Genomic DNA, 12,490 nt, shown 5'->3' with positions numbered 1-12,490 from the left:
GTAGATTTTCTGTGATGTGGGCTAATTCCCTGAAGATGTCAAGTTTGCTAACATGGCGCAGGTTTTCGTAAATCCTGAGGCATGATTTAGCTATGGAGGATAATTCTGTGTCATGGAAAGTACGAGCAATTCGTGGGGCAACGACTGCTTCTGAGAATTCCGTTGCCGCAATACGGGAAGTCGTTACTGAGCTCATGTTGGCCATTGAGTCAGAAAATTCTCTGGATGTGAATGAGATTATTAGCGTAACGTTTTCTGTTACTCGGGATTTAGATGCCGTTTTCCCTGCAGCAATTGCTCGTCAGCGTCCCAACTGGGATACTGTCCCCCTGCTAGATGTGCAGCAAATGTATGTAGAAAGTGATTTGGATTTTTGTATACGCTGTTTGATTCATTTCAATACTCCTGATCCGAATCAACCGATTCATCACATCTACCAAAGAGGCGCCAGGCATTTACGTCCTGATTGGGGGTTTGTTAAAGCTAGAGTTCCCACTCACTAATTTATAGAATAGTATCGCTTCAGACTGAGCAATTAACACATCAAATAGGTGAGCTAATGGCTATTTCTCGTCCCGTGGTCAAAGACTTTATGACCCCAGATCCTATTGCTATCTCTCCCACAGATTCTTTAGAGACGGTAATTAAGCTGTTAGAAGACCACCGAATTAGTGGTTTGCCAGTTGTTGATGATGTAAATCATGTTGTTGGCATTATTTCTGAAGGTGATTTGTTGGTTAGAGAATCTCCTATGAAACCTCCTCTATATATGACATTGCTTGGAAGCGTGATTTATTTTGAGTCACCGAAGCAATTCCATCAGCATATGCAAAAAGCATTTGGGATGTTGGTTCAAGATGTGATGACAAACCAGCCGATCACAACTCAGCCTGATATGCCTTTGACGTCTGCGGCCAACTTGATGTTGACTAAGAAGATTAACCGTTTACCTGTGGTTGATAAAGATCAATGTTTGATAGGCATCATTACTCGTCATGATTTGGTTTGTGCATTAAAGCCTGCCATAATCTCTGAATCGCCCCCTGATTGATATTGGCCTTTGCCCCCAGGATCATTTTCTCGCTTCATTTCTCATATCTAAGCCGTGAATCCGCCCAGGGGATTAAAGTTATGTGCCGACTGACTGGCCGTGAGCGCCGCCTGGGAGAAGAGCTGAAAAGCCTTCCGAATCTCATGATGGGAATTGCCCGGCGTCAAGATCCATTGTTCACGCACCCCATCTCTCGAAACACCCGTTTAAAGTCCGTCTGTCCATCATCGATGCCCATTGCTGCAATAATATGGTCTTCCGTGCGCAGCATATCCTCGACCATTATCTTGACCTCCCGGACAGAACGCCGAGAATGGGCATCCGCTCCATCCGTAATAATCAGAGATACCGTCCGCACCGGCACCCCATTATCGATAAAAGCTTGGGCCTTCGCTAGAACCGTAGCCAGTAACACCAGAGTTTGGTCATAGAGCGGCGTTCCCAGATTCGGATCATAATTGTGTTGATCCATCCGCATCGCTTGGTCAACAGAACAGTAGGGATAGAGCACCGCCCCATTGAGATAGCGGTTGTGAACAAGAATATGGTCTTTCTGTGGGGACATGGCCAACGTATCCAGCACCGTATTATGTCCAGCCCGGACCACCGCCCCATGGCCGGCAAACCGAATCGAACCCGAATCATCCGGCATGATTGTCACCAGCACCACCTCACTAGCCATCACATCATCGACTGGCGTTCCCAGGCCAGCCTGGATCTGTGCCCCAATATCGACAATATTGAGGGCCTGCATCGACGCCTGTGAGAGTACCCCATCCGCTTGGGCTGATTGGAATAGTGCATTTAGATTCGGAACTTGAGACATAACATTCTCCTTAAAAAGTGAGGTGTATAGAGAGGAAGTGATTGACGCATTATTGAGAAAAGCCAGCAGACCCAGCAGACGCTGATCGAGCCATGGTTTAATCCGTCTAAGGATTGATGCCAGGCCAACCTGCGATCTCATCCGTAGAACGCACCAAATGCATACCCGCTTGTTGAAACCGTAGAAACGCCTCATTGGCCTGCTCCGTAAAATCGACCACCCCTGGCACCACCACCGGCGAAGAACAATCTTCCAGCAAGTAAATTTTCTTCGCCAAGTCCGGGTCATGGGCTTGAATTTCCGTGAGCAAGTCATCGATAGTCCAGGCGACACAGTGACTCTTGGCCTGCCCAGCAATAATCACCGCATCAAAATCCAACAGCTTTTGGATAAACCGGATATTCTTTTGGGCAATCGGCCGTCCCTTCGGATCATCGAGAACCTCCGGTCGGAGTACCGAGTAATTTTCTGTCAGAGGATTACCCCCCTTGATTTCAAAATTGGTCTGACTATGGCGAGCTAGATTATGGAAAAAGCAGGCCTCCTCCACCGCCGCCACCAGGGCATGGCCAATGCCCCCCAACATCGAGTGATAGGGCCAAATAGTCAGGGGATATTTCCCCTTCTGGGAAAGGCGTTGGACATAGTGGCGGGCAAAATTCTGCAGAGCCATATAATTGCCCAGACTATAGGCCATTGCCGGATTCACCTTCCAGACCCCCCTGTTCCACCTCTGCCAAAGAAATCATCGTCAGGGGGCGTGGGAGACTCGCCGCGATCATTCAGCCAAAAAATCAGCATGGAAGATCTGCATCGCCGTATGAGTATCCATCGTCGGTGCAATTTCCGTAATCGTCCCCAAATTGCGGTAGATAAACTCGCAAAGTCGGCGATTATCCTCCACTGCCCCCCATTCCAGACGGTCCTCCCACAAACAGCTCAAACTCGGGAATACAAAACGTATTTTGGACATCAATTGCCATCAGACAAATCCGCATTTTATCCTTCGCTGCTGGCTGTACCCCCCTGTTGGCTTGCCCAGTCCCGGGCCTGTTGGACTCTGTCCTGGTAAGGGACCCGCCACACCTCCCCCCACCCGTTGAGGGTCAAAGAAATTAGGAATGGGTAACTGAGTGAACATCATTTTAAAATCTCCTACAACTGCAATAACTGAATGGTTTGGGCCCCTACCGTATAGAGTCCCTGGGGAGCTGCCAATACCTGATAGCCCGTCTGCACAAACGGCTCCGTTTCCGGGAATTGTCGCTGCAGGATCAATCGCCCTTGATCTACCTGCACCCGAGCAATGCCCTCATCCGTCGCCACCAGCAGGGCATCTTCCACCGCCCAATGGGGGACAAATGGGCGATCTCCCTGCCGTCCATTCCCCCCACATCGGCCTGAGCCACCACCTGACCCGTCGGTGCGATTACCCAACATTGCTGTTGAAGTACCCCTTGGTCCTGGATCGTCACGAAGAGCCATCCCAAAGATTGACTAAACGTGCAGTTGGCCGCCACTATCGTCCCCGCTCCCATGGACAACGACAGCCGATCATTTATCCCTGAGCGCTGGACATCGAAGACGAAAGCCCCGTTCAGCCGTCCGGCTCGATAAAAACCCAGTCCAAACCGAGGTCCCACCCAAAATTGGGTTTGTCCGGCCAATACCTCCCCCCACCACTGCGTGGTCCCGCATCAACTGTCCTTGACTCAACCAATAACAATGCCGATTATTCACCGCAACCTGGGGCCGACCTTGATAGCAATCCACCGAGATCCGCTCCGTATCTGCCGATAATCTCACCACCTGACCCTGCTGTGCGATCCAAGTAGTTTGACCCTGTAGATACCAGTCGGACTCAGGACTGAGATCGCCCGTGAGCATCACCGCTCCGTCTTCCCGCTTAAACTGCCCCTCCTCCCAGACCAACCACTGCAGATGCCCTGCTGTCAACGTAGCCGCCAAGATCACCCCATTCGTTTGTAAGACCGTCGTGACCTTAACCTGTCCCTGCTGAACGGGTGGAGCAACCCCTATAGATTGCACACAGCTGGGACAAGCAGATCGAGCATGTTCAACCCCACAGGACGGACAGGTTTGCCAGCGCAAATTTTCCAATAGCGATCGCGGAAATGCTCCCCGCCAATCCTGTTCAAACACCCGCTGAAAATGATCTAACAATGTTTCCGGTAAGCGATCGCACGGTAAAGCCGGCTTCGGATAGCGTACCTGGGGATGAAACACCGTTATCCGATGTAAGGGGCGAGCTGCCGCAGGCAATCTCTGAGCTGGATCAGACGGTCTATAAACACCACCATAAGGATTAACAAACAGCAGTGCCTGCATCAGCATTACCGTAAAGGCGTACCAATCTGACTCCCAGGAATAGGGTCGACATAAAATAGGCTGTGTTCCCTGCGGATCACACAGTAGTGGATCGACAAAGCGGGCTGTAAACACCGAACAGGGAAATGAACCAAACTGGAATGAATCGGCATCAATCAGAAATGCCTGGGTGCCCTGCACTAAAATATTTAGGTCATTAAAATCCCCAATCACCACATCTGCAACATGCAGCTTGGCCACTGTCTCGTGCAGATCCAGAAATAGATTGACCACCACCTGTGTGTCTATCGTCTGCCGAACCTGGCGATGGTCTCCGACCCGCCGTCTGCGATGGTCCCCGACCCTCCTTCGGAGATCGCAATACCGTAACAGCACCTCCGCATTCGCCACCAGCGGCATCGTATAGCCTAAAATTCGCCGTCCGCCTTGATTCATCACCAATCCCTGTGGGGCAATCACCCGCTCAGGTAACGACTGGGGAAACTGCCGCAGCTTTTGCTGATGCAGCGCCAACCGCTCCCGTGCACCCTGCTGAGCCTCAGCCATGCCCACAAAATCAGGATGACTGGGAGGCTTAAAGAGCTTCACCGCCGTGGTTCGATTGAGGCGATACACATCCGCTTCTCCCCCCTTCCCAATGGCTTGCTTAGGGCGTAGGCGAACTCGTTTTTGATTGATATAAACGTCCATAGAAATTTAGAAGTAGCATGAGCTTCGTATCGCAATACCAAGTGACGATACGATCTTGTAAAATACGGTATTGCCCTAAAACCTCTTCACAGAAAAGAGATTGAGCTTTCTTTTGCTAGCGCACCTAAAATAAATCCGTATTGCAATACCGTATTGCTTTAAACTTGTTTGATCTCAAAAGTCTGTATAAACGTCGTGGCCACCTGCTGTAAGTCTGCATCGAGCCGTTTCCAAGTCTCCTGGGCAATCCTTTCTGGTACCCCACCATAAAACCCTTGAGCAATACCACCTGCAATACAGGCTTGGGTATCACTATCACCTCCAAGCGATACGGCATTGCGAATCGCATCTTCAAAATCTGTAGATTCTAGAAATGCCGTGATCGCCTGGGGTACCGACCCCCTGACAGGAGCTATCAAACTGATACTGGGGTCGAATCTCTTCCAGGCTCAAACTCAAGTCATAGCCAAAGGTTGCTTCGATATAGGCTTTAATCTCCGCCTTAGACTGCCCCCTGTCGCCCTAGGTAAATGGCTGCCGCAGTTGCCTGTGCTCCCTTAATCCCTTCTGGGTGATCATGGGTGACGGCTGCACTTCGCTCCGCTTCTCGCAATACCGTCTCTAAATCATCAAAGGCAAATCCAACAGCACTGACCCGCATGGCTGAACCATTCCCCCAACTGTGATACGGTTCCAAGCTGTCTGATGCCCCCCATTCTCGAAAGGTTCTGCCATAGCCAGCTTTGGGATAGCGCCGATAATAGTCCTTGATGGAATGGACATACTCCTTCTGATGGAGAATGGCATCAGCAACTGCGATGGCCGAAGGCCGGTCGGGGACCATCGTAAGTACCGTATCGTCTGTAAATTTCGATTTCTTACTAAATAATTCAAACTCTTTCCGTTTCATTCGTCGCCAATGGGGCTCAAAAACTGACCCAATCATGTCACCTGCGATCGCACCTAGCATCACTGCCTCCTTCTTCCGTCTCTTTCCGTCTAATACTGATTAATGTAGTGTCGTCCGGTAATAAACCTGGAATCTTCCGTACCTGCTGAGCATCCCAGTCCGGCTGTATCACCTCTCGATTGATTTGATCGAGCCGTCGTCGCACCTGATCAGGATTCTGGAAATAGCGATCGCAATGCCAGAACTGATTCAGTGGTCCCACAGGTTCCAACTTTCCAGGGAGATACTCTTCCGCTACGTTCATTAAGTCCCCTACCCCATCGCTTCCAATCAGCACAGACTGCACCTGCTCAGTAGGTTGTTGAGCATAAATCTGGAGTTGAAATGGATCGGGGCCTTTCTCGGCTTCCCATAGCAAGCTGTATGCCAAATAGGGCGGGGCATTATTGGCAAATGGACCAATCTGATGAAACTGCTCATTGATAGCAAATACCCCATCCCCTAGACCAAAAATCCAGGTTGTTTCTGAGGTCACTAAACACCCAATCAGGGTGAATAAGAAGTAATCCAACAGCCCTTGTGCATCCGCTCCTAACTGCTCCTGCAAAGTCTGCATCTCCTCTAATAGGCGCTTTCTCAATGCCTGCCAAAACAGCTCATCTTCTGTTCGTTCCTCTGCCACTAATTGAGCAAGAGTGTTCACCGTTAACTGAGCACCTAACTGCGCTCCAAATTCACTTTTAGGTCGACTTCCGCACCCATCACATACCACTGCAATGGTTGCTTGATCTCGTGTAAGAATGCCCCAAGCATCCTGATTGTTCTGACTGACTCGTCGATGCTTCTGGCCCAAAATAGATCCAGCCGCGACTTCAAAATGCTGTTGCATTGCTCTATAGTGTAAAAGTAACACTAACTTGACTGAATCTATCATAGTGTCACTTTTACACGATGTCAAGATTGACCCTACCCTATGCCCTATACCTATGACTATCCGCGCCCTAGCCTTACCGTTGACTGCGTGGTGTTTGGCCTAGATGAACAGATTGATCTCAAAGTCTTACTCATTCAGCGCCAGATTCCTCCCTTCCAGCATCAGTGGGCACTGCCTGGCGGCTTTGTGCAGATGGATGAATCTTTAGAAGAAGCGGCTCGCCGGGAACTACAGGAAGAAACGGGTGTTCAAGGCATCTTTCTAGAGCAGCTCTATACCTTTGGTGATTTGGGTCGAGATCCGCGCGATTCGCATCATCTCCGTTACCTACTACGCTTTAATCAACCTAATTGAATATCCCTTACAGGCCGCTACTGATGCTGAAGATGCAGCTTGGTATTCCCTTGGAAATTTACCATCCCTAGCCTTCGATCATGCTCAAATCTTGAAACAGGCTATCCACCGCTTGCAGGGCAAAGTTCGTTATGAACCGATTGGTTTTGAATTACTGCCGCAAAAATTTACGCTCACCCAAATCCAGCATCTCTATGAAACGGTTTTGGGTCATCCTTTAGATAAACGTAACTTCCGTAAGAAATTTCTAAAAATGGATCTCTTAATCTCTCTGGATGAGCGACAAATTGGAGTTGCCCATCGTGCTGCTAGGCTCTATCAGTTCGACCAAAGCAAATATGAGCTATTGAAGCAACAAGGATTTAACTTTGAAGTTTGAGATTAAAGCCTTTGAAAAAAAAGCTGTGTAGTAGTCGATATATCTTGTACTCACGGTTCGCCCATTTTTGAAATGACCTTTACTCGAAAAAGTGGACATTCCCGAAGAGTCGATAACCAAGGAGAATGTTCACATGACACAAAAACCCCGTCGAACCTTTACGGTCGAACAGAAAGCTGAGGCCGTCAAAATTGGGTAGTTAGGTGAGATTATCTCAGCCCCCTATTCTTGAGAAGCTATATAAACCGGTGCTCTGAGGATCTGAGCTTCGGTCCAAATGTGTTCAGTTAATCCAACTGCCATGGCAGGAGTTCTCTGTTGAAAGCGCTTTTTACCCTCGGTTACTTCTAGAGGAGTTCGTAAACTGCGATGCACTCTCACCCAGTTGTAAACTGTAGCACTCCACCAAGCAACGGCCTGACGAGTATTACTGCGATGAGCGAAAGCAAGTGAGCGTCTGACTTGATGAGCATTCATCCGTCGTGCAGTGCCATTGAAACGCTCCACAGTTGAGGTGTTGGGAATGTTGTACCCTATTTCATCTAGCGCTTGATTGATCCGTTGCCAGCTCCCATGAGCTTTGCTCACCTCTACGGCTTCTAACTTTTGTCCCTGACGATGCTTGATGACTTGGACGTGGGCAAGGGTTCGAGGAATCCGATACTTGGGGTTGGGAGGTCGACCCATCGTGCTTTGACGGGGGGGGGGAGGTAAGACACCCCGAAGATGACCGGAAAGAGAGTGCGATAACTCGCTTCTCCATCGGTCATCAGCACCAGGTCTTGGGGGGTGAGCTAGTCGTCTGTGACTGCCTTGCATCAGCCTTTCTATCAGGTCTGTGTTACGGGGACCAACTGCCACGTGGACAATGAATTTACTGGCGGCATCAATGGATGCCGCATCCCAACACTGCTGCTTTTTGCTGGTGACGTATCCATGACGTTCGTCCATCTCTAGTATGTCGATATCCAGTTGCTGAGCTTCCTGCTCATGAAAGTTCTGGGCATGCTGACCAAACTTGAGGGTCAAACGTTTCACCGTATCCGGATGGGTGTAGGTCAGACCAATTTGTGTTTTGGGATGTAATTTAGATAGGATCTAATCCTATGTTCATTCCATAAGTATATGAGTCGAGTTAGTACAGTTAAACCGCATCTAACAGTGGATGAGGTGAAAGACAAAATTGCCACGGCTCCGACTGCCCGCTGTCAGCAAAAATGGATGATTATTTATAACGCCCTGGTAGATCCTCGCCCAGCTATCGAAATAGCCACGCATACTGCAACTAGTCTTCGAACGGTCCATCAGGTGATTTCCGCTTACAATCGCCTAGGAGCAGCAGCAATTGCTCCTAGGGCTAAACGGAAGAAGAATCCCGGTGCTTATCTGAGTATTGAGGAAGAGATTGAATTTTTAGAATCGTTTATTGAACGTGCTCAACAAGGTCATTTAACAACGGTTCAAGAGATCCAAACGGCCTTTGAGACTAAAGTGGAGACGTCAGTGGCACCCAGTACTATCTATCGTTTGCTAGACCGACACGGATGGCGCAAACTCATGCCTCGTCCCTCCCATCCCAATGGGAACAAAGCGGCACGAGAGGCTTTTAAAAAAAAACTTTCGGGGGGCTGGTCCAAACCGCTGTAGCAGATCGCTCAGCCGAAGACCAACGTCCCATTGTGATCATGGCAGCAGACGAAGGGCGCTTTGGTCGTCTAGGACAAGTAAGAACACGACTTGGCAAAGTTTCCCATTGAGGCCATCAATTTATGTCGCTAATGGTGTTAGTTGCGTCATGCTTGTTTCAGGTTTGTAGCGTAATGAGCAACGTCAACAATGCTTCCTTTTGTCGGCATCCCCAACACGATTAAGCAGGGCATGAGCGCTTACCGCGACTTATTTCCTCGACAAGCCGGATTTGAGCATGTGAGCCGATACCTCAGTGGCTTACTACTCAGTGAGAACAAAACATTGCAAGGGATTCACAGTCAGTTTGTCTCGACAACCGAGCAGCCCCTTTCAGGTCGTCGAGCAATGCACGCCGGGGTGTTTGAATCGCCATGGGAGCAGGAGGCATTGATGGTGCGCCACCGTCTACAGGTATCACAGCATTATGCCCCCAGAGCACGTGTAGTGATTAGCCTAGATTGGACACTGGGACATCACGAACGGAGCAAACAGATTTTTGGGGTCAAACGTCAGTACGATTATGTTGATAATTGCATGAGCTGTTATCAGACGATTCTGACCGCAGTGGCGGCAAATCGAGTGCGACAAGATGGGATAGGCGTCGCCGTGCAAGCGGCCCAGTGGGAAGCCGCAGAACTGGAGTATCTGAAGATGACCCGTCAAGGCGAGTATGAAACTATCGCAGCGGCGATGGAGCGATTGAGTGAGTTGGTGGCCTACCAGCATAATCGTGACGCCTATCAAACGCGAACGGAACTGCTGAGTGCCATGATTGAGCAAATTGAAGGGGAAGGGCAGTTTCCGACAGCGGATTATGCTTTTGATGCAGGCGTATGCGCAGCGGACTTAACGACCGTCATTGAAGGATTCGGCAAGCATTGGGTGAGTGAGCTGGCGTGTAATCGTTCCGTGCTTTGGTTCAACCAATGGACTCGCATTGACGCAGTGGCTCAACAACTTCGTAGCACCTCTGGCCAGTCGTTTCGGCACTACCGCATTCATCAACGCAATGGCGAAGTGAAGGAGATTTGGGCCTTTAGCAAAGTCGTACGCCTCAAAAAAAATCGGACGCAAACGGATTGTCATTGTTCATGAAACGGAGGATTTGAATGATACCCCTCGCTTTTTTAGTGACTGACGCGCTGCACTGGGATGTCTCGCGCATTGCCATCACCTGGAGCTATCGCTGGCCCTGTGAAGTTTTTCATGAGTTTACCAAAGGCATCTGTGGCCTGGAATCGGCTCAGCTACGCAACGAGGATGCGGTCAAACGCCACATCGCTTTAAGTTGTCTGGCGCAGTCGTTGCTCCAGGATGCGCCTGTCGCTGGGGGGAACATCTGAAAAATTTAGCTTTGCAAGTAAAACGCCAAGCATTGGCCAGAAGCTCTACGGATTGACTCGTGAGGTTTTGCATCCGCTCGTACAGTTTTGTCAATCACTCTTTGAACAAGGCCAATCTGTCGAGCAAGTTGTGGAGGTAATAATGCCAGCCTAGACCTAATTATCCCTCTATAAAAAATAAAGAAGTTTGCCAAGTCGTGTAAGAAGAGCTTGGTGTGCGCCTGGAATTCGACCCGAAAGTGGGCAGCAGCTTGTCCGTGAATATCTCTATGGCTATGTTGCTGTTGCTCCTGCGTTAGGAAAGATGAGTGCTTTAGTCTTACCCTTTTCCAATACTCAGATGATGAACTTATTCCTAGCACAAGTGGCGGATGACTTTTCAGACTATTTTGTGGTGATGCAGGTCGATGGAGCGTCTTACCATACCGGAAAGAAGCTCGTCATTCCAGACAATATACGCTTGATTGTTCAGCCTCCTCGCAGTCCACAACTCAATGCTGTAGAGCATATCTGGGAGGAGGTGAAAGAAAAGCACTTCTATAATCAGGTTTTTGATTCTTTAGATGCGGTATCCGATACCTTGTGCAAGGGACTCAAAGAACTCATGGATTTACCCGATAGGCTGACTTCTATGACCAATTTTCCTCATATGAGAATTACGATTTAAAACGCAAATTGGTATCAGACGTGATGTTCCTTTGATAGACGTTCCTTCTGCAATTTGACGACCTACTTCTATTGCTCGAGATTCAGGGCTTTTTGTATTCCAAAAGGCAGTGTTCTTGCGTTCACTGAACTCTGCTCCACAGCTATGACAGCGCAGATACCGTATTCGATCTTGTCCGTAGACTTTACGTACTGTTAAATTCTCAAGGCCCGCTTGACCATAGCTTTCACAGTTAGAGTTCACGCAAGCTAGCTCTGAAAGTAATGGCCTTTTTTTCTCTTCCATGGGAGTATCTTGGCTCAATAACTCCCTTCAGCAATACCTTTTTCGAGCCTCCCTTAGCTAGAGGGGCTGAGATAATCTCACCTAACTACCTCTCTCTGCAGATGTGATCTCTGGATTGAACTAGATCCTGATATTCCTAGAGAAGACTATGCAATCGACAACCTCTGTCTACGTAATTGTCACTCAACTCTCTGGCTCAGTCCCATCCCTAGATTTAGCTCCTGGAGCTTCCCCAAGCAATCGTCGTCAAGATGCCGATTGCTTGGGGAAGCTGGGCAAGACCGTGAAGACGGCTCGACAGCGCGTTCGGCAGATAGGGAGGGTCTCGACTGGTCCCAACCATCCACTTGACGTTCTCGTAGAGCATGGAGCGTATAACGACTGGTATCACGGCAATCGGGCTTATGACGTTCTGAAGAAAGTTGGGCTGTGAGGGGTGCTTGCACCAGGTCCAAATAGTCTTGTGTGGTTGCGCCAAAATGAACAATTGCTGTACGATTTTGGTGGGCTTGTTTTTCAGTCATGGCTAATTCGCTACGCTCATAGTCACTGAAGTATAAGCTTTTTAGACTTTTGCCAGCTCAGACACCATTTCCTGATCTATCTGAGTATTGAATGGCCAACCCAGAAGCTAATAATGGTACATCTTGCTCTGCTCAATATTCCCATGTCGATATTGCCGGAATAGTATTGCTGTTTGTACACCTAATACACGTTTTCACACCTAAAATAATTTTCATGAGCACGACTTATTTTTTAGGCGTGTTAAGTTGTGGCAATCCTGTGTTGGTTTATATTTTTTAAAGGGGGGGGTAAACTGCTTCTAAAACATAAGATTTTCTCAGTAAAGATCCATTTTGTATATCTTATTGAGAATATATATATAGAGTTCTACGCTTGTAAGTTATTTATAGAAAGAGTTTTAGGTGGCATGCTCTATAAGTATTTATTTGGTTTTATTGACATACAAATATGCATAGAGAGTTTAGGAAGATTGTTTTTTAGATGCTATT

At 48.6% G+C, this 12,490-nt stretch carries 11 protein-coding genes and 4 pseudogenes; 7 read left to right on the top strand and 8 right to left on the bottom strand.

What is annotated here, in order from left to right:
- Window positions 1–92 precede the first annotated feature (92 nt).
- On the top strand, window positions 93–503 hold the full coding sequence (gene aroH, locus HRE53_RS00100) for a chorismate mutase (protein ID WP_212661666.1): 411 nt from the start codon (window positions 93–95) through the stop codon (window positions 501–503).
- 56 nt (window positions 504–559) lie between these two features.
- Window positions 560–1,051, top strand: coding sequence for a CBS domain-containing protein (locus HRE53_RS00095; RefSeq protein WP_235108626.1), 492 nt, complete (start codon window positions 560–562; stop codon window positions 1,049–1,051).
- 47 nt (window positions 1,052–1,098) lie between these two features.
- On the opposite strand, the pseudogene HRE53_RS00085 reads toward HRE53_RS00095, so the two are convergent.
- The 6 genes and pseudogenes from HRE53_RS00085 to HRE53_RS00045 form a co-directional block, all read right to left on the bottom strand.
- Window positions 1,099–1,877: pseudogene (locus HRE53_RS00085) on the bottom strand (hypothetical protein).
- A gap of 106 nt (window positions 1,878–1,983) precedes the next feature.
- Window positions 1,984–3,018 (bottom strand): annotated as a pseudogene (locus tag HRE53_RS34825) (isochorismatase).
- A gap of 14 nt (window positions 3,019–3,032) precedes the next feature.
- A complete protein-coding gene (locus HRE53_RS00065; protein ID WP_235108620.1) occupies window positions 3,033–3,362 on the bottom strand; it encodes a hypothetical protein in 330 nt (109 codons plus the stop codon).
- Between the two features lie 69 nt (window positions 3,363–3,431).
- On the bottom strand, window positions 3,432–4,916 hold the full coding sequence (locus HRE53_RS00060; protein WP_235108619.1) for a hypothetical protein: 1,485 nt from the start codon (window positions 4,914–4,916) through the stop codon (window positions 3,432–3,434).
- 158 nt (window positions 4,917–5,074) lie between these two features.
- Window positions 5,075–5,886 (bottom strand): annotated as a pseudogene (locus tag HRE53_RS34820) (ADP-ribosylglycohydrolase family protein).
- Window positions 5,864–6,715: a protein phosphatase 2C domain-containing protein gene (locus HRE53_RS00045; RefSeq protein WP_235108608.1), complete on the bottom strand. Its 852-nt coding sequence runs from the start codon at window positions 6,713–6,715 to the stop codon at window positions 5,864–5,866. Before HRE53_RS00045 ends, HRE53_RS34820 begins: the two are co-directional and overlap by 23 nt.
- Before the next feature lie 84 nt (window positions 6,716–6,799).
- On the opposite strand from HRE53_RS00045, the pseudogene HRE53_RS34815 reads away from it, so the two are divergent.
- A pseudogene (locus HRE53_RS34815) lies at window positions 6,800–7,493 on the top strand (NUDIX hydrolase).
- 222 nt (window positions 7,494–7,715) lie between these two features.
- Here HRE53_RS34815 and HRE53_RS00030 read toward each other — a convergent pair.
- Entirely contained in the window at window positions 7,716–8,531 is an 816-nt protein-coding gene (locus HRE53_RS00030; protein WP_235108614.1) for a hypothetical protein, read from the bottom strand.
- A gap of 87 nt (window positions 8,532–8,618) precedes the next feature.
- Between HRE53_RS00030 and HRE53_RS00025 the strand changes: the two genes are divergently transcribed.
- The 4 genes from HRE53_RS00025 to HRE53_RS00010 all read left to right on the top strand — a co-directional run bounded on the left by HRE53_RS00025 (window position 8,619) and on the right by HRE53_RS00010 (window position 11,192).
- Window positions 8,619–9,140 carry a winged helix-turn-helix domain-containing protein gene (locus HRE53_RS00025; RefSeq protein ID WP_235108613.1) on the top strand — a complete coding sequence of 174 codons (522 nt, stop codon included), beginning with the start codon at window positions 8,619–8,621 and terminating at the stop codon, window positions 9,138–9,140.
- Between the two features lie 189 nt (window positions 9,141–9,329).
- Complete coding sequence (locus HRE53_RS00020) at window positions 9,330–10,277, top strand: transposase (RefSeq protein WP_235108014.1); 948 nt, start codon at window positions 9,330–9,332, stop codon at window positions 10,275–10,277.
- 14 nt (window positions 10,278–10,291) lie between these two features.
- The gene (locus HRE53_RS00015; RefSeq protein ID WP_235108558.1) at window positions 10,292–10,525 is read left to right on the top strand and encodes a hypothetical protein; all 234 of its coding nucleotides are present in this window, start codon (window positions 10,292–10,294) and stop codon (window positions 10,523–10,525) included.
- 187 nt (window positions 10,526–10,712) lie between these two features.
- Entirely contained in the window at window positions 10,713–11,192 is a 480-nt protein-coding gene (locus HRE53_RS00010; protein WP_235108611.1) for a transposase, read from the top strand.
- A gap of 464 nt (window positions 11,193–11,656) precedes the next feature.
- Here the strand turns inward: HRE53_RS00010 and HRE53_RS00005 are convergent, their stop codons facing one another.
- Entirely contained in the window at window positions 11,657–12,001 is a 345-nt protein-coding gene (locus tag HRE53_RS00005; protein ID WP_235108612.1) for a hypothetical protein, read from the bottom strand.
- Window positions 12,002–12,490: the final 489 nt, after the last annotated feature.

Origin of the sequence: Acaryochloris sp. 'Moss Beach' (genome assembly GCF_021497025.1) — a bacterium.
Lineage (GTDB): Bacteria > Cyanobacteriota > Cyanobacteriia > Thermosynechococcales > Thermosynechococcaceae > Acaryochloris > Acaryochloris marina_A.
Note: the sequence above shows the minus strand (reverse complement) of the source record. Positions and strands in the feature narration are given on the sequence as shown.